The following is an 18578-nucleotide window of genomic DNA, read 5'->3' on the forward strand; positions in this document are numbered from 1 at the left end:
CTTAAGGCTGTTGTCCTTCGTCCGAAAGCGGCATAGGTTTTAACAAAGTTAACCCGACCTGCCAAACGCCCCTGCCACCCCGTGTTTTAACGGGGTGCCACCCGGTGAAAACACCTATTGCCAAATAATTCTGATCCTATTAATTTAACCACAAATTATTAATGCCCCTATAACTGAATGAAACCACGAATCCTTATCACAACCGTATTATCCGGCTGCTTTGCATTGTGCTTTACTGCCGCCACCAACCTGGGCGGCAAATGGACCGGTAAACTACTTACTGCCGACAGCACCGCCTACCCTTTAACCTATAATTTTACCCTGCTCGGCGATTCTGTTGCCGGTACCGCTGCCAGCCCGCTGGGCGAGTTCCCGATTGACCAAGGCAAGCTTGACACCGCTGGTCTGCATTTTAAAGTTACCGTGAATGGGCTTGATGTGTACCACAACGGGACGGTGTATGCTGATTCTATTGGGATGAATATCAGTTTGAACGGATCGGTGGTGCATTGCACGCTGAACCGGGCGGGCAATTGATCCACTGACTTACAATAACTTGTTTACCATACCAACTTTATCAGAATATGTATTTGAAAAAAAAATCCCCTAATTCAGGCCAAGCCGCGCCCTCATGCCGCCATGTCATCAATATAAATGCTGCAAAACCTGATCACGCAAGAATCTCCATTTATAGCAGTAAGCACGTTTTGAAATATTTAATTGCCTGTCTTTTTGTATTAACAGCGTCCTTTTCATACAGCCAGTCTACGCAAAGACCAAGTGATCTTCAAAATGTTATACCACCATCGCCAAATGCATCAAGTTTGGGTAAATACGCCGACTGGCCGGTAAGTTTATACACTGGTATACCTTCAATAGACATTCCCCTTTATACACTGAAAGGGAGGACTACGAGTGTCCCTATTTCTGTAAGCTATCATTCATCGGGCATAAAAGTTGGCGAGGTGGCATCATCTGTTGGCCTTGGCTGGGCCCTAAATGGAGGAGGGGTTATTACAAGATCGGTACGGGGGCTGCCTGATGAGGCGGGAGGCGTAGGATACTTTGATGTAAGAAAACTGTATACAAATCCCGGAGATTTATCGTCGGCAACCACGGTGCCGTCAATGGATTCACTTACAACAGCTGCTGTTGCAAACGGACTATCAGACAGTGAGCCGGATTTGTACATGTTCAACGCGCTCGGGCGCTCTTTTAAGTTTTATTTTTCGGGCAACGGCACAATTATTACGCAGCCCTACAGTAAAATAATTATCAAAACGAATTACCAGGATAGCACATGGCGCGTAACCATGGACGATGGTACAAAACTAATTTTTGGTGGCGGGTCGGCAGTAGAAATAACAGCGTCTACAAGATCGATGATAAAAAATTCGGATATGCCGTCTTTTATAAGCACATGGTATTTAAAATCAATTACTACGCCTGCCGGAGAAGTTATCCGCTTTAACTACGAAAAATCAGTCATTAACCAGGATGCGGGGGTTTTCCAGGTTGATTATTTATATCAAACCACTTTGGCTTCAAGTTCATGCGCTACGTCACCCAATAAACAGCCTTATCATTATGTGGAAACACAGGCGGTTGATATGCTTAACTTATCCAGCATAGAGTCAGACCTGGGCAAAGTTCTTTTTATAAATGATACTACCGGAAGAATTGACCTTCCCGGCGGCAAATATTTAAAAGAAATAGACGTGTTTTCAAAAACAGCAAACAAATACATTCAAAAATTCAAGTTTTCTTATAGCTATTCGCAGGCGGGTTCAAGCCTTGCTTACACAAGCCAAAATTCAAATCAAAGCAAGTACAGGTTAAAACTTAATTTTATCCAGGAAACCCCTATAGACAATAGTTCGCCCAAAACATGGACATTCTCTTACAATCCCTTGTTATTGCCCTCCCGTCAATCATATGCCCAGGACCATTGGGGGTATTTTAACGGGGCTGTAAACAATAGTACCTTTTTACCTGTATCAACAGGCTTTGAGAATCCGGGTGTTTACACATCCGGCGTAAGAGATGCTGATTCAACGTCAATGGCGGCAGAAATGCTTACAAAAATCACCTACCCTACCGGGGGGTACAGTACATTTAATTTTGAGCCAAACACTATTGCAACTACTAAGGATTACCAGACCAGCAGCAGCGCAAATCTTAATTTATACTTAACCGCCAATCAAAACCCATACAACAATACCATAAGCCAAACCTTTACCATTACTCAAGGCCAATACGTTACTTTAGCTATAAATGCGTCATTTAGCAGCAGCATTACTAACGATTACGGCCCAAGTACCAATTTTGCTACCGTTTCAATAATCAATTCATCACAAATCGCTGTTTGTTCCGTTCCTATTTCAAATAGCAAGCTTACAGGCGGCAGGTTTACATCGTCACAATATGTTTCATTACTGGCAGGTACGTATACCTTCAAAATCAGCAGTATTTCTTCATCAGGTGATTTTGTGAGCAGCTCCGATTTCGTATCCATCCAGGGTAATTTTTCTTATTTGCAATCTACCGGAACCCGAGCCTTTAATCAGCCTGTCGGCGGTTTAAGGGTTAAAAGTATCATCGATTACGCGGGATCTGGCAGCCCTGTTCAAAGAAATTTTAAATATGAAAACCCTAATATACCTTCTTTTGACCCGGTTAACGATTACTTAACCTCTGTTACAGATAATACCTATGATTGCGCCGGGACTTGCACCAGCGCCCCCGTTAGTGGCGGCGCCGGTGGCGGTGGCGGTGGCGGCGGCAGTGGCGGTGGTGGTGGCGGCGGTGGTGTCGACCAACTTGGATGTATAACTGTCTATTCCATCTATTATAATAGCGATGGCTCTATCCGATCAGAAGGGTCCGAACAAAGATGTGGATACGATCCGCAGACATATAATAAGCCTTTGGTGACCGACACGGTAATGTATACTTCGGCAAATACTGGTTCCGTATTAAATAATGATGGCGAAAGTACGACTGATGAAGAAACGTTAATTAACAAAGTGGCCGAACAAAGAGAGTCGAATGACCGCCAAGAAGTTCCTCAGAACGGGTTCCCCGGAATGCTGATCTCATCGTACGTATATAAAGCAAGAAGCAGTAACCTGAAGTGGGAATTGGGGACTATCCAGGGCGGAACTGTCGGATACGGAAAAGTAACTACCTCCTATGGGGCCAATGGCGGCAACGGCTACACTGTTTCTTATTTTTCGCAGGCTAACGACCTTAATGTTTCCGAATCAAAAGTGCTTCCTTTTTTGCCTGTTGTACCTTTAGATTGGCGAAAGGGTTTGCTGTTGAATGAAACTATCTATACCAGTGCAAACGTGCCACTTCGTAAAATCACCAATGATTACCTGTTTACCAATCAGCAAAGTATAAAAACGTATAAGGCGGCCAATTCATTTAATATTTTAAGCTCGTGTTTTACTTTTAATCATTTGTCTGAACTTGTTACCAAAAGCTACTTTAATGTTATTACAGAGCAGGTCCAAAAAACCAGGTCGACGCTTGTAAATTATTTTAATAACGGACTGGATTCGAATTATGTGGTAACCAACTTTTTTTATGATACCCCCGCCAATTTACAGCCTACCCGTTCGGAGTCATTAAACAGCCAGGGCCTTAACATCAAAACACTCAGCCGTACCGCTTTAGAAAAAACAGCGATCAACAGTTCAATTCCTTTAAGTGCCACTGCTTCCGCCGCTATTGATACTATGGTATCCCGCAACATGATTACCAATGTAATTGAATCAGAAACGTACAATAATGCTTCCCTGGTTGATAAAACCATCACCAATTTCGCTTTATGGAGCAATAACGTTTTACCGCAGGAAATTAAAACCCAGGATGGCGGCAATCCAATTCAAAGCAGGTTGCTATTGAATAATTACGATACTTACGGCAACTTACTGGAGCAACAAAAAACAGCCGGGCCGGTCAATAATTATATTTATGATTACAAAAGTAATTACCCGGTGGCTTCTGTAACCAACGGATCATTGGCCAACATTGCTTATACCGGCTTTGAATCTAACGGAACGGGCAATTGGACAATCGGTTCTGCCCAGCGCGACAGCGTGACCACGGCGTTCACAGGTACTAAATCCTACCCGATATCAAACGGGGGCATCAGCAAGAGCGGCTTATCGGCAGCAACAACCTATGTGGTTTCGTACTGGATCAAAAACACCACGCCGACAACTCCGTTAACGGTGAGCGGTACACCGGTAAGCGGCTATCCCATCAAAGGCCCAACCAACAAAGGATGGACATATTATGAGCACCGGGTAAGCGGCATAACTACAATAACACTGGCAGGAACAGGCAATATAGATGATGTAAAATTATATCCTGTAAACGCGCAGATGAGCACCTATACCTATGATCCATTGGTGGGGCCGACCAGTAGTACAGATGCAAGGGGAATGACCAGTTATTACGAATATGATGGCTTTCAGCGCCTGATGAACATAAAAGATCAGAAAGGTAATATCCTGAAGAACTTCAATTATAATTATGTATCAACATCCGCTACCTGGGCCGACACAGGAACGCCGGAGTGCGTTCAGGGCTCAAACGGCAATACCGGCGAGCAGCGGGTTCAGCAGACCGACACCAACCCGTACAGCCCCACCTACGGCGCACACCAGTGGCGAAGCATCAGCATGACTTCACCGTCCTGTCCGGTTACCGTTACCGCTCCCGCCACTGTCTACCTGCGAATGACCGTTGGCAGCACCAGTACCAGTAACGGATTGACTTACAATACGTACGTTTTTAACTCATACTCAGACGAAGCATGCACCATGGCTTATAACGTCCCGTCCGCCCTCACGGTAAACTACCGGTATGTGACAAGCAGAACCTATGCTGACGGGCGTACCCCGAACCCCGAGGTGACAACAACCAACAGCACCGTAACCATAGCTGCGGGTGCTCACCAGGCTACCGGCGGATCGATCCCGGTTTCGGGCTGTTTCGGCATAAACGAAAAGCAGATCTGCTACTCAACCGTGGTGACATTACAGCCGGGTACAGGATATGTAGTTGACCAGGGAGATTGATGATTCCGTAACGCATAAAAATAATTATTACCACCTTATTCAAACGAAACAATGGAATTATTACCATACAAAATATATAAAGGACTCCTGCTGTTAGCAGGGGCGCTTTTTTTCTTCCATGGCGCAAGTGCGCAAACAGCTACGCAGAACTACGTGCGCACACGGGTGCCCCGAACCGGCATCACTACCAATGCCCGGCTTGACCAGCTGACACCGGTCAAAGATTCGGTGATGACGGCTATTCAGTACATTGACGGGCTGGGCCGCCCCATGCAGGCGGTGCAGCAGCGGGCCTCGCCTGTGGGTTACGATATTATCCAGCCCGTAGCTTATGACCAGTACGGCAGGGAGGCTGTAAAATACCTGCCCTATGTAAATACATCTACCAGTTATGGCGCTTACCGCAGCGATGCGCTCAATACAGGCGCGGGTGTAAGGTATTATTATAACCCGTCCGGCGGCACAACAGAAGGGCAACAGACCAATGGCGTGGTAAAAACCCTTTATCCTTTTGCACAAACCAGCTTTGAACCATCGCCTTTAAACCGGGTTGTGGAGCAGGGAGCGCCCGGCCTGGCCTGGCAAACCAACGGCGTCCCCGATACGGCCCACGCCCTGCGCATTGCATTTGCCACCAATGAGCAAACCAGCATTTTCAGCACCACCAATATTACCAGCACCAACACAGGCAGCAGGAAGGCAGCGCTGTATTCGGCTACCGTCAACAGCAATAACAGCAGGTCGTTAATAAGAACCGGCAATACAGCTACCTATACACCAGGGCAGTTAACCGTAACCATCAACAAGGACGAGAACTGGAAAACCGCCGACGGCTGCTTTGGCACTGCCGAAGAGTACAAGGACAAAGAAGGCCACGTGGTGCTTAAGCGCACCTACAATATAAAAGGCGCTGTGGCCGAAATGCTGAGCACCTATTATGTGTACGATATCCTGGGTAACCTGTGCTTCGTGCTGCCGCCTGGAGCCAAACCGGATTCGACGGCCGCCATTAGCCAAAGCACCATTGACAACAGGTGTTACCAGTACCGCTACGACAGCCGCAACCGGCTGACGCAAAAAAAGGTACCGGGCAAGGGTTGGGAATTTATCATTTACAACAAGCTTGACCAGCCTATTGCCACCCAGGATTCGGTACAGCGGATGAAGGTCACACAGGAATGGACGATAACCAAGTACGACGCCATGGGCAGGCCGGTTATTACGGGCATTTTTCAGAACGGCAGCAGTGGCGCCGATAACCATGTGGCCGTGCAGGCGCTGGCCGATACCGCAACAAAATATTGGGAAACCCGGCAGGCCACGGGCAGTACAGGCTATACCTCGGTTGCCTGGCCCGGAACATATACCACTACCCTAAGCGTAACCTACTATGATACTTACACTAATATTCCGAGCTTTCCATCCCTGTACAACCAGCAAAGCAACACGCTGTACAGCAAGAAAACTACGGGGCTGGTAACAGCCACCAAGGTATTGGTACTAAATACTACAGCTGATTATTTGTGGACTGTACCTTATTATGACGAGGACGGGCAGGTGATCCGTACGTTTAGTCAGCATTACCTGGGCGGAGCTTCCTGGCTTAATCAATATAACTATGACGATGAACAAATAAAGTATAACTTCAACAAACAGCCGCTCACAGTAGTAAGGTATCACTACAATAAAAATGCCGCCGGCAGCGGGCAGGTTCTTATAGTCACGGCAACCAATGAATATACCTACGATCACATGGGCCGGAAGTTGCTGTCGAAAAGCAATTTGCAGAATGGCACAGACACTACCGGGTACAGGGCGATAGTTTCCAAAAGCATCTACAACGAACTTGGGCAGTTGAAGCAAAAAGGCCTGCATTCGCTTAACGGAACAAGCTTTCTGCAGAATGTGGATTATAGGTACAATGCCCGCGGATGGCTGACTAACATCAACAACCCAACATTGACAGCAGACGGCGGATTAACCAACGCTGATACCAACGACCAGTTTGGCATGGAGCTGAAATATAATAATGCGCCTGTGCCGCAGTACAACGGGAACATTGGCAAAATAAAAACGCTGACAGGGGCATTATCGGGAACAACTTATTCTGCGCTTACCTATAATTACAGATATGACAAGCTGAACCGGCTGGTAAACGCCATCAGCTCCACCGCCACAGAAACGGCCAACGACAATTTTTACAATGAGAACGTGACTTACGATGTGATGGGCAACATCACGAAGCTGAACCGTTACGATAAGCCCACCACTACCCGCACAGCGATTGACAGCCTGACCTATACTTATGTAAGCGGCAATAAGGTTGACAGGATAGACGATGCCGTAGCGGGTGGTACAATCGGCTTTATTGAAGCGGTGAAGCAGCCTGGTGAGTATACCTACGATGGTAACGGCAACCAACTAAACGACCTGAACAAAGAACTTACCCAGACCTACAATATGCTTAACCTGCCGCAAACGGCGGTGAAAGGCGGCACCTCGGTAGCTTACATTTACGATGCTACAGGCAGAAAACTCAGAAAGTTGTCGACAACCTTTGGTACTACTACTGTTACCGAATATATCGGCGGAATCCAATATCAATACTCCAATGCAACCCCGGTACTTGACTTTATATCTACCGAGGAAGGCCGGGCACGCAAAAGCGGAACAGCTTATAAATATGAGTATGACCTGAAAGACCATTTGGGCAATACCCGGATGACCACTACCTGGAACCCGAGCGATGCAACACAGATGACACCGCTGAACTCGCAGCGGAGCGATTATTACGCTTTTGGATATACCATACAAAGTTTAGTTGGGACTACGCCAAGTTCTGCAAATCACTATCTTTACAATCACAAGGAGTTGCAGGACGAGACGGGGCTGTATGATTACGGCGCAAGGTTCTATGATCCGGTGATCGGGAGGTGGACGAGCGTGGATCCGCTTGCCGAGAAAGGGAGACGATGGTCGCCATACGTTTATGCTTTTAATGACCCAATAAGGTTCATTGATCCGGACGGAATGTGGCCGGATTGGGGTACTATTTGGAATTTTGTGACAAGGCCAGGTACGCCAACCGGAGCTGGCGTGCATTTAGCGAAGCACGTATTGATGGGCACTGCTACTACGATTGGCGTATTACTTAAACCTATCGATAACACGAATAACGGTGGACGTTTCAAAGTAGGCTCAAAAGAATGGAAAGCATTGCAACAAGAGGGGATACGAGATACTAAAGAAGCGGCAGCCACCGTTGCAATTATGTTAGCCACTGATGGCATTCTAGGAAGAGTTGGCAGAGTTTTTAGTCCGGTTGCCAGGGAAGTAACTGGTTCATGGGTTTCGGAAAGTACAAGCGGATGGTCAAACGCAGCAAAGGCATACCAGGAACAAATAACCGGCGTTCCAGCAGGTAGCGCATTTGAAGTAAACGGAGTAAAGTTTGATGGCATAAGTAACGGAAGCTTATTAGAAGCCAAAAGTTCTTATGATGGTTTTGTTGGAAAGGATGGGAGTTTTCGATTATGGTTTAAAGGTCAAAAAGCGTTAGTTAATCAAGCCGAGCGACAAATTGAAGCAGCAAACGGAGCACCAATTGAGTGGAATTTTTCGAGTCAAAAGACTTTAGATGCTACAAAAACATTGTTTGAAGATAATAACATTACAGGTATTACATTAAAATATACACCAGCAAAGTAAACATGACTGATACATTCTATATCGGAGCATATTGGAAAAATAGAAAAGAAGTGCTCAAGAACATAGTCATTCCAACCTTGAATACTTTAACCGAATTAAGGGGAATTGATGATCAATTTTTGAATTTTTACGAATTAGGAATGAGTCGTAAACAAGCGTTGGAACGAGAATTTATTCCATCTTCCGAATATGTGGAAAGGCTATATCGACAAGGGCTTAAAAAAAAGGATATGGATCAAGATGGATATAGCAAAATAGGTTTTAGCTTATGGTTATGGTCAGGACATAAAGACGAAGAATCAAGCCAGATATCTTTCGGGGTAGGCAAAGACTCCGAAAGATTGACCAATGTTTGTTTAATTAAAATTCCTATTGAAGGAATTGCGAAGGTGCGGCTACTACAACTCGACAAAGTAAAGCAGATAATAGAAGTATTGATCAAAAATTGGAATCCTGATATAGTAGTTTTAAATTCAAAGGAACTTTCTGCTGCTTTAAATTCCACAAATGAGTTTGGCTGGGTTACTTATATAAAACGTACAAAAGGCATACTTAAAGTCAGTGGAAAAATTGTTCATGAGCCCAATTATTATGGTGGTGATCTGTTTTATTTGAATACCAATAACGGTCTTGCTTACGATTATAGCTTAATGAATGAATACCTGCCATTAAGAAAAACAATAGCATCATTGGTGCGATAATGACATGCCTTAAAAAGGGATTATCTCAATCCCGAATAAAGCTGTCGGCTTGTGCATACCACCCAGCTATTACAAGTGTTTTCGCTGTGGCAAGATCCAGCCTTGCCAGCGTGCTAAATAATATAATATGTAGCCCCCGGCTACCGCAAGCGTTTTGTCGCTGCCGCTGAGCCTCCGGGCTTGTGGCCCCCCAGCTGCCGCGAGGGCTTTTTGAACTCAGCTACCGCAAGCCTCCAGGCTTGTGCGCACACTGACAGGTAAACGCCATACTAAGTAATAAATATGCAACCCCCAAGCTGGCGCACGCGTGTCGCGTGTGCCCCGCTGATAGGTATACGCTATGCAAAGCCAATTGCAAATCCCGGATGTTTATGAGCATCTGGGATTTTTTGCATGTGTTTATTAATGTTATCTAATCATTGTAGCTTTATAAAACTAAACCAATCACCAATGAGCAGAAAATATAAATTTTTAAATAAAGAGGGGTTATACTTTGTAAGCTTCGCCACAGTTAACTGGATAGATGTTTTTACAAGGCCGGTTTATAACGAGGTAATAACAGAAAGTTTAACTTATTGCAAAAATAACCTCGGCATGGAATTATATTGCTGGTGTATAATGCCCAGCCATATACATTTAATTTACAGGGCAAGGGATAATAACCCCGAAGTAATATTAGGCAGGTTTAAAGAATTTACAGCGAAAAAATTGGTTAAGGAAATTGAGGGCAACATCCAGGAATCTCGCAGGGAGTGGATGTTATCGATGTTTAAAAAGGCGGCTACAAATAGCAGTAACGTTACAAGTTACCAGTTTTGGCAGCATCATAACAAACCTATTGAACTATGGAGTGCCCACGTTATCCAACAAAAAGCCGACTATATTCACAACAACCCGGTAGCGGCCGGCTTTGTTGACGAACCATGGTACTGGAAATATTCAAGCGCTATTGATTATGCCGATGGTAAAGGACTCGTTGATATTGAATTTTTGTAAATGACAAGATTTGTACTAACCAACTTGGCACACGCGACACGCGTGCGCCAGCCCGGGGGAAAATAAGGCAAGAAAGCAAGAAGGCAAAAAACTAAGAGGACATGAAAAGGGACAAGATGAATAAAATTAGCTTAGCAGTAATGTTTCTATTACTGCTACTATTTACTCAATGTGTAAATAATAGTAATAAACAAGAAGTGAAAATTTGGTGTTTGCAAAGTGACAGCAATATATACGTCAGAATAGAAAATAGAACTCGCGAAATATGTTTTGTTCCTAAAATATATTCTATCCAATATAAAGGGTATTCAGATACAGCATATTTTTCTGGAGTTTCAAAAAAAAATAATGAAACCGAGAAATATTACTATGATAAATTTTTTTCCGACCCTGTTATTGTATTTAAAAGACTGGATGGATTAGACTATATGTCACATAAAAAAGACAAAATCGAAACTAGTTATTTTCAATTTCAGCCACCTGAGCTTATTAAAATTAACGCAAATGGAGTTTTTTTATATAAAATACCATTTGTACTAAGTAGAAATATCCAATTTGCTTGTTTTAAGATATATAAGGAAGATTATATTGGAAATGTGAATAACAATTATGAATCATTACACTCTTACGATAATTTTATTGAATACGAAAACAATAAATCAATAAATATTTGTGTGGGGATTTATTCTGCTATAAAATATTAATTTCCTTAGCTACCGCCAGGGCTTTTGCCATGCGTACTGCCCCCAGCTACCGCAAGTGCTTTCCGCTGCCGCAAGGCTCCTGCCTTGTGGCCCGCTGATAGGTAAACGCCTTGCTAAGTAATAAATATGCAACACCCGGATGAAAATAAACATCCGGGTGTTTTTGTATACCCGCAGTTCGCGTTAAGGATTGTAGTGAAAAGCCCACAGCGCGGGTAGGCCGGGGCGGCAAAGGCAAAGCGAGGACTTGTAACGGAAAGCCTGACGCCGCTTCTACCAGCGGGGGAACGCCATGATTTAAGTCAAAAGTAAAAATTCAAAATTCAAAAATGCGCAAACCTCGCTATTCAAAGTTTCCAGGTTTCGAACCACTATGCCTGTAACTTAAAGTATGCTTAAAACAAGCAACAATCTTCGCCCCGGTAAACCAAACCAGAGTTTTTAGGCGATCCGGGGGCGTGTCAACAAAATTGACGGATGTTCTTTAGCCCAAAGTCTTAAGTTCTAAGTCAAAAGAGAAAAAAACAACTTTAAACTTACGACTTAGTACTATTGACTTAACACGGGTACATCACTGTACGCTTTTTCAAAAATCCCACTCACCGAGGAGTAGTTGCTTCCCGAACCCCTCAGGGTCCTTTTGCAAAGAGACCCTGAGGGGACGTAAAAACAAGCAACAATCTTCGCCCCGGTAAACCAAACCAGGGTTTATGCGGTCCGGGGACATCACTGTACGCTGTTTCAAAATCCCACTTACCGAGGAGTAGTTGCTTCCCGAACTCCTCAGGGTCCTTTTGCAAAGAGACCCTGAGGGGACGTAAAGAGACCCTGAGGGGACGTAAACCAAACCAGGGCTTAGGCGGTCCGGGTACATCACTGTACGCTGTTTCAAAATCCCACTCACCGAGGAGTAGTTGCTTCCCGAACCCCTCAGGGTCCTTTTGCAAAGAGACCCTGAGGGGACGTAAAAACAAGCAACAATCTTCGCCCCGGTAAACCAAACCAGGGTTTATGCGGTCCGGGGACATCACTGTACGCTGTTTCAAAATCCCACTTACCGAGGAGTAGTTGCTTCCCGAACTCCTCAGGGTCCTTTTGCAAAGAGACCCTGAGGGGACGTAAAAAACAAGCAACAATCTTCGCCCAAGTAAACCAAACCAGAGCTTACGCGATCCGGGTACATCACTGTACGCTGTTTCAAAATCCCACTCACCGAGGAGTAGTTGCTTCCCGAACTCCTCAGGGTCCTTTTGCAAAGAGACCCTGAGGGGACGTAAAATGACCAATGACAAGCGCAGCGTCAATGACTAATGACAGCGAAGCGAAATGACCAATGACAAGCGCAGCACCAATGACCAATGACAGCGAAGCGCCAATGACCAATGACAGCGAAGCGAAATGACCAAGAGAATAAATGTATATTTGATGATAAACCAACAAATCCTTACATGAAAAAGCTTATCCTCATCATCGCAATGGCTACGTTAAGTATCAATTGTTTAGCCCAAAAATCAGCCAAAGCGGTTTATGATGCTGCACTCGCCAAAAAACTGGGCGCCGATAAATATGGGATGAAAAAATATGTGATGGCCTTTTTAAAGGAGGGGCCAACCCGTTTAACAGATTCGGCGGCGCGCATGCAACTGCAAATGGCCCATTTAAAAAATATATCCAAACTGGCCGATGAAGGCAAATTAGTTGTTGCCGGTCCGTTTTTAGATGACCAGCCTATTAAAGGCATTTTCATTTTCAATGTAGCAACCATTGAAGAAGCAAAAACCCTTACCGAAACCGACCCGGCAATAAAAGCTGGTTCGTTAATAATGGAATTACACCCGTTTTATTGTTCGGCCGCCTTAATGGAAGTGGTAAAAATTCACCACTCGCTCGAGAACGTAAGCATTACCGATTAAAACAATGCAGGTTGACGAAATTTTAGGGTTACTCAGGCAACAGGCCAGCCCAACCTATCTTGCCGGCATGCAGCGTTTTGGTATAGATAGTTCCAGGGCCCTTGGTGTCAAGCTCCCTGTTGTGCGTAAATTGGCTAAAAGCCTAAAAAAAGACCATGTGCTGGCACAGCAGCTTTGGGATACCGGCATCCATGAGGCGCGAATTATGGCCTCGCTGGTTGACGACCCAGCCCTGGTTCCCGAACAGCAAATAAACAACTGGACAAAAGATTTTTATTCGTGGGACCTGTGCGACCAGGTATGCGGTAACCTTTTTGACCGCACTCCCTTTGCTATTGCCAAAGCCATTGAATTTAGCACCCGGGACGAAGAGTTTGTTAAACGCGCAGGGTTTGTATTAATGGCCGAATACGCTGTACATAACAAAAAAGCATCCGACGATATTTTTATCCCCCTTTTTGCCATTATGGAGCGTGAGGCCTGGGATAACCGCAACTTTGTTAAAAAAGCGGTAAACTGGGCGCTGCGGCAAATAGGTAAAAGGAACAGTACTTTAAAAGTAGTAGCTATTGCGGTTGCCAACCGTATTTCGGCCCAAAACAGCAAATCGGCCAAGTGGATTGCCTCGAATGCCCTGGCCGAATTAACAATTGACCGAAATTTCTCAAAAAAAGCCTGAAATATTCATAAAAACACAGTCTGTCAACCCAAAAACTGCCTTTCTTTGCTGTTTTTGTCACAATTTTTATTATTTATTAGAATTTTTATGCCAACGAAGTATTATTCCCTTTCATTTTAGCGTTTAAAACTCGAAAAATACATTTATGGTTACTGTTAAGGGCATTTATTTCTCAATATCCCGTGGATAATTATCCGAATTCAGGCATGTAATTTAAATTTTGTAATTAGCAGTATCAGAGTGATTTATATCATACCAAATACTATATTTGAAATCCCATAATTATTCAAAAAAATTACTGGTCGGGTTAAATGTAAACAACCAAGGGTTGTGTAAATAAATTATTTTCTAATTATGGCACATATTTTATTAATACATGTGGCATTAAGCAAATAAATGAAGGGGCTATTTATAGTATTTGTATGAGTTTTTCTGAAGGGCACAAATTTTCTGAAGATAGCAAGCAACATCTTGCCCAAATCATCGATAATATCAATGCCGGCATTTGGGAATACAACATTACAACAAAAAACATCAAATGGTCGGTAGGGTTTTACACCGTTTTGGGGTACGAGCCGGATGAGATAGAATGTTCGAACCATACATTTTTTGAACATTTACTATACCACCAGGATAAACCTGCTTTTTTAACTGCCCTGAATAGCCAACCGTCAAACTCAACCCAGCCACTACAAATCAGGTTACTTACCAAGGCATCGGGCTATCATTGGTTTGAGAGCACAGTAAAAAAATATAACGACGAAACCGGGCAAATCATTTACGGATCGATCATTAATATTAACCAGTACAAACAGGCCCAGATACAGGCCGCGCACAATGATTTATTTTATAGCGAGGCCCTTAAAATTGCCAAATTGGGCAGTTGGGAATTGAATGCCCTTACCATGGGCCTATCGCTATCAAAGCAGTTTTATGACATTTACGAGCTGCAAAACCAGGTTAGGCTTTCGCTTGACGAGGTTATCAGTTTTTTTGAGCCGCCACATCGCCCGGTAATTAAAAACGCTATTGATAATGCAATTGAATATTGCCAGCCTTATGATTTGGAATTGCTGTTCAGATCGGCAAAAAACAATGTAATATGGGTAAGGGCCAAAGGGATACCCATTATTAACGATTTTGGCAAATGTATTACCATACGGGGGATTATACAGGATATTGATAATAAAAAACGGAAAAACCTGGCGCTGGAATCGTCATTAAATTTATTGACCGACCAAAACCGTCGCCTCCAAAATTTCGCTTACATTGTATCGCATAACCTTCGGTCGCATGCCGGCAATTTACAGTTCATGGTAAAACTGCATGATGAAACCGAACTTCCTGATGACAAGGCCGAAATTTTATCGCACATTAAATCTATCAGCGATAGCTTAAGTGCAACCATTGAGCATTTAAATGAGATAGTTCAAATTCAAACCGAAATTACCAATGAGCGGACGGTAGTTGATTTTGAGACGGTATTTAAAAACATCATATCAGCATTAAAAAGCAATATCGACACGCTTGAAGCCACCATAACCTATGACTTTAGCAGGTGCCCGCAAATACATTACATCCCGGCCTATATGGAAAGTATTTTGCAAAACCTGCTCACCAATGCGCTTAAATACAGTTCGCCGGAGCGAAAGCCGGTTATAAAATGCCATACCATAAAAGAACGGAACCATATTTACCTCTTTTTTGAAGACAATGGTATTGGCATTGATATGGAGCGGTATGGCGACAAGATGTTTGGCATGTACAAAACCTTTCATCAAAATCCCGATGCAAAAGGCATTGGGCTATTTATAACCCGCAACCAGATAGAGGCATTGGGCGGCACTATAAAAGTAGACAGCACCGTAAACATTGGCACAAAATTTACTATTAGGCTGGTATAAATAATACCAATAGCAGATGACAGCAGAGAAGGATCCCGTGGGGGTGTGCTTAATTGATGATGACCAGGTTTATACTTTCGGATTTAAAAAACTGATCAATTTAAGGGGGCTTAACAGCCGGGTAATTAATTTCAGGGACGGAAACCAGGCCATTACCTGGCTAACAAACCCGTTGAATGGCCACAATTTACCCGATGTAATATTCCTGGATATTAATATGCCTAATATGGATGGCTGGGATTTTATGCGGGAATTTGCGGAAATAAAATCCCAATTGGGCAAAAAAATCACGATATACATGCTCAGTTCGTCTATCGACCTGAATGATATTTACCGGGCAAAAAAAATTGCCGATGTAGCAGATTATATTTTTAAGCCTATAAACGAGTATCAGCTAAACAGCATATTTGCCAATATACAACACGGAATTGACCACCGGATATTTAAAAATGGAACCATTTAGTTCCGTTTTTAAATATCGCTTATTGTTTTATATAAGTTGATATTGCTACACTCCCGATTGATTTTATAGTATCTTTAAATACTATTTGAATACTGCCTCCTACATTACTTACTTGCCCGTAGGAAGTAGCTGTATACGGCGTTAATACATTTAACTTTATCAGGTTTCCTTTTTGCGACCATGTGCTTGTTGTAGATTGACCTTTAATCCCGATGATCAAAGATGAAAATGCCGATTTTTTAACATAACAACTATCGGTGCCATTGTATGCCGAACTTGACGTACCATCGCTGTTAAACGTTGATTTGTTATTGGCAAGGCAAGGTGTAAGTAAGCTGGTAAAAGTCTCAGATGCGGAGCCTGTAAGGTTAGTATTAACTATAGATGAAAGTGCAAATGTACCTGTTACATCAATCTTAACAGTAGTATCTGTTTCGGACTTGTCTTTTTTGCAACTATTAAAAGCAAGCAATACTATTGCGCCAAATAAAAATATCTTCTTCATGATTTAGGTTATATCGAATAAAGATAATGTTATTCGATATAACTTTCTAATATTTTAAAGCCGCCGGTGGTCTCCAGTTCAATTTTATCAATGCTTTTTGGCAGCAGGATGCACTCGCCCATTTTTACCGGGTAAGTTTCGCCGTTATAAGTTACGTTATAGGCACCTTCAACGCAAACATGTACTACAAACGAGTCGAGCGCCGAATAATCTTTCGCGGTGCTTTTGTCAAAATCAAGTATATTGGTAGTAAAGTAAGGGCAGGTTACCAAATGAACTGTTTCGTCTTTTTGTGGCTGGTATATGGTTTTGTATTCAGGGTAGTGTTTGTAATCAATGGCAGCCAACGCTTCCTGGGTATGCAGCTCACGTTTATTGCCTTTGTCGTCTACCCTGTCAAAATCATAAATACGGTACGTGATATCGGATGTTTGCTGAATTTCGGCAATCAACAAACCCTTGCCTATGGTATGCACGCGGCCGGCCGGCAAAAAGAACACATCACCGGCGGTAACATCTTCTTTATTCAAAATATCCATGATATGGCCGCTGTTTAATGCGTCTACATATTTCTGCTCCGTCATATCCTGGTTAAAACCGGCTATCAGCGTCGAGCCCGGGTCGGCTTCAATCACATACCACATTTCGGTTTTGCCGAATGAGTTATGACGTTCCCTGGCCAGTTTATCATCAGGATGTACCTGTACCGACAGGTCGTCATTGGCATCAATAAATTTAATCAGCAAAGGGAAAATATTGCCAAAATGCTCATAAACCTTTTTACCAACCAACTCGTCTTTATATTTCTCCAGTAAATCAGCAAGCGATTCGCCATCCAGCGCGCCGCCATTTACCACAGATACATCCGATTTTACACCCGATAGCTCCCAGGTTTCGCCGCAGTTTGGTAAATTGCCATAATCTTTATGCAGATAGGTTTTGATTTTTTGACCGCCCCAGATTTTATCTTTATATATGGTTTTAAACTTTAAAGGATATAATGCCGACATAGTAGTTTGTTGCTTTTGCCCGCTAAGTTAAAAGTTAAATATAAAAAGCCCTAAATAACTTTTAAATCGGCCGGTTTAAGTAACACCTTTCGATAAATGAGAACAACAAGAAACATGACCAGGGTATGCAGGTAAATGAAATCGGCTATACCCAACCCGTGTGCCTGTGCCATTACGCCTGCCTGGATTACCTTGCCTAAAAACTTAAATTCGTAAACAAACATGATAATCATCGGCCCCAATGCCCATGTCAGCATAAAGCCTATAACTTTGCTGTTTAGTAACCTGTTATAAACCATGTATATTGGTGGCCCGGCAAGCAGCAGCACTATTATAAAGCCAATAATTTTAACCAGATATATATTCAATTGCGGCGATAAAAAATGGCGCAGCACTGTTGTTTCATCGCCCCCGCCCATGGCCGCGGTAAAAACGCGCGCAAATGCCAGGTTGCCCATTACCAGCACAAAGCCTGCCGGCCAGCATTTTTTGTTTTGAGATTTTAGCATGAAAAAACCACACCACATCAATATATAACTAAAAACAGGCCCGGCTACCGTAGCTAAAAAAGATAAGGAATTATTTTGGCAGGTGGCGCAAATAGTCCACAAGTTAAAATCTGCCTGTTTGCCGGGGCAGCCGCAAACCAGGTATACAGTAGCCAAGTGCGCCATTTCATGCAGCTGGCCAAACAGGAGCACAAAAGCCATAAAGGCTATGCAATAACGAAGGGTAGGTTTTATAAACATGCAGTTTTGATGCATGTTTTTGGTTGATGGTTACAGGCAACTGTTTTTTTTTAAATAAAGAGGTTCCACCTGCTTTAGTACCTGCTGTGTGTTCTTGAGGGCAGCTATCAGTTTATTTTAATACAAGCTATCTTATTGCGAGGAACGAAGCAA

The 18578-nt window shown here is 43.4% G+C and carries 13 protein-coding genes; 10 read left to right on the forward strand and 3 right to left on the reverse strand.

Annotation, left to right across the window (positions count from 1 at the left end; all coding sequences use genetic code 11):
- Positions 1–177 precede the first annotated feature (177 nt).
- The 10 genes from AC1DXF_RS03470 (at position 178) to AC1DXF_RS03515 (ending at position 16161) form a co-directional block, all read left to right on the forward strand.
- The gene (locus AC1DXF_RS03470) at positions 178–537 is read left to right on the forward strand and encodes a hypothetical protein (RefSeq protein WP_477446156.1); all 360 of its coding nucleotides are present in this window, start codon (positions 178–180) and stop codon (positions 535–537) included.
- A gap of 170 nt (positions 538–707) precedes the next feature.
- Positions 708–5093 carry a SpvB/TcaC N-terminal domain-containing protein gene (locus tag AC1DXF_RS03475; protein ID WP_477446158.1) on the forward strand — a complete coding sequence of 1462 codons (4386 nt, stop codon included), beginning with the start codon at positions 708–710 and terminating at the stop codon, positions 5091–5093.
- Between the two features lie 51 nt (positions 5094–5144).
- On the forward strand, positions 5145–8801 hold the full coding sequence (locus AC1DXF_RS03480; RefSeq protein ID WP_477446160.1) for a DUF6443 domain-containing protein: 3657 nt from the start codon (positions 5145–5147) through the stop codon (positions 8799–8801).
- 2 nt (positions 8802–8803) lie between these two features.
- A complete protein-coding gene (locus AC1DXF_RS03485) occupies positions 8804–9502 on the forward strand; it encodes an Imm52 family immunity protein (protein WP_477446162.1) in 699 nt (232 codons plus the stop codon).
- Positions 9503–9952: 450 nt separating this feature from the next.
- Positions 9953–10498 (forward strand): REP-associated tyrosine transposase, encoded by a 546-nt coding sequence (locus AC1DXF_RS03490; protein ID WP_477446164.1) that lies wholly within the window; start codon positions 9953–9955, stop codon positions 10496–10498.
- Positions 10499–10599: 101 nt separating this feature from the next.
- Entirely contained in the window at positions 10600–11202 is a 603-nt protein-coding gene (locus AC1DXF_RS03495) for a hypothetical protein (protein ID WP_477446166.1), read from the forward strand.
- Positions 11203–12650: 1448 nt separating this feature from the next.
- Positions 12651–13115, forward strand: coding sequence for a YciI family protein (locus AC1DXF_RS03500; RefSeq protein WP_477446168.1), 465 nt, complete (start codon positions 12651–12653; stop codon positions 13113–13115).
- A gap of 4 nt (positions 13116–13119) precedes the next feature.
- Positions 13120–13794: a DNA alkylation repair protein gene (locus AC1DXF_RS03505; RefSeq protein WP_477446170.1), complete on the forward strand. Its 675-nt coding sequence runs from the start codon at positions 13120–13122 to the stop codon at positions 13792–13794.
- Between the two features lie 422 nt (positions 13795–14216).
- Positions 14217–15698 carry a PAS domain-containing sensor histidine kinase gene (locus tag AC1DXF_RS03510; protein ID WP_477446172.1) on the forward strand — a complete coding sequence of 494 codons (1482 nt, stop codon included), beginning with the start codon at positions 14217–14219 and terminating at the stop codon, positions 15696–15698.
- 16 nt (positions 15699–15714) lie between these two features.
- Entirely contained in the window at positions 15715–16161 is a 447-nt protein-coding gene (locus tag AC1DXF_RS03515) for a response regulator (protein WP_477446174.1), read from the forward strand.
- Positions 16162–16180: 19 nt separating this feature from the next.
- Here the strand turns inward: AC1DXF_RS03515 and AC1DXF_RS03520 are convergent, their stop codons facing one another.
- The 3 genes from AC1DXF_RS03520 to AC1DXF_RS03530 are packed head-to-tail and all read right to left on the reverse strand — an operon-like array spanning position 16181 to position 18440.
- Positions 16181–16666, reverse strand: a complete 486-nt coding sequence (locus AC1DXF_RS03520; protein WP_477446176.1) for a hypothetical protein — start codon at positions 16664–16666, stop codon at positions 16181–16183.
- A 29-nt stretch (positions 16667–16695) separates the two neighbouring features.
- A complete protein-coding gene (locus AC1DXF_RS03525) occupies positions 16696–17676 on the reverse strand; it encodes a type I phosphomannose isomerase catalytic subunit (protein ID WP_477446178.1) in 981 nt (326 codons plus the stop codon).
- Between the two features lie 50 nt (positions 17677–17726).
- A complete protein-coding gene (locus AC1DXF_RS03530) occupies positions 17727–18440 on the reverse strand; it encodes a hypothetical protein (RefSeq protein ID WP_477446180.1) in 714 nt (237 codons plus the stop codon).
- Between the last annotated feature and the right edge of the window lie 138 nt (positions 18441–18578).

The sequence above is a fragment of the Mucilaginibacter sp. P2_A5 genome, from assembly GCF_056404995.1.

Coding starts and splice junctions, on each gene's coding strand:
- AC1DXF_RS03525 (WP_477446178.1), bottom strand. CDS start 17,676: ATGTCGGCATTATATCCTTTAAAGTTTAAAACCATATATAAAGATAAA.
- AC1DXF_RS03505 (WP_477446170.1), top strand. CDS start 13,120: ATGCAGGTTGACGAAATTTTAGGGTTACTCAGGCAACAGGCCAGCCCA.
- AC1DXF_RS03490 (WP_477446164.1), top strand. CDS start 9,953: ATGAGCAGAAAATATAAATTTTTAAATAAAGAGGGGTTATACTTTGTA.
- AC1DXF_RS03480 (WP_477446160.1), top strand. CDS start 5,145: ATGGAATTATTACCATACAAAATATATAAAGGACTCCTGCTGTTAGCA.
- AC1DXF_RS03530 (WP_477446180.1), bottom strand. CDS start 18,440: ATGCATCAAAACTGCATGTTTATAAAACCTACCCTTCGTTATTGCATA.
- AC1DXF_RS03520 (WP_477446176.1), bottom strand. CDS start 16,666: ATGAAGAAGATATTTTTATTTGGCGCAATAGTATTGCTTGCTTTTAAT.
- AC1DXF_RS03500 (WP_477446168.1), top strand. CDS start 12,651: ATGAAAAAGCTTATCCTCATCATCGCAATGGCTACGTTAAGTATCAAT.
- AC1DXF_RS03495 (WP_477446166.1), top strand. CDS start 10,600: ATGAAAAGGGACAAGATGAATAAAATTAGCTTAGCAGTAATGTTTCTA.
- AC1DXF_RS03515 (WP_477446174.1), top strand. CDS start 15,715: ATGACAGCAGAGAAGGATCCCGTGGGGGTGTGCTTAATTGATGATGAC.
- AC1DXF_RS03470 (WP_477446156.1), top strand. CDS start 178: ATGAAACCACGAATCCTTATCACAACCGTATTATCCGGCTGCTTTGCA.
- AC1DXF_RS03510 (WP_477446172.1), top strand. CDS start 14,217: ATGAGTTTTTCTGAAGGGCACAAATTTTCTGAAGATAGCAAGCAACAT.
- AC1DXF_RS03485 (WP_477446162.1), top strand. CDS start 8,804: ATGACTGATACATTCTATATCGGAGCATATTGGAAAAATAGAAAAGAA.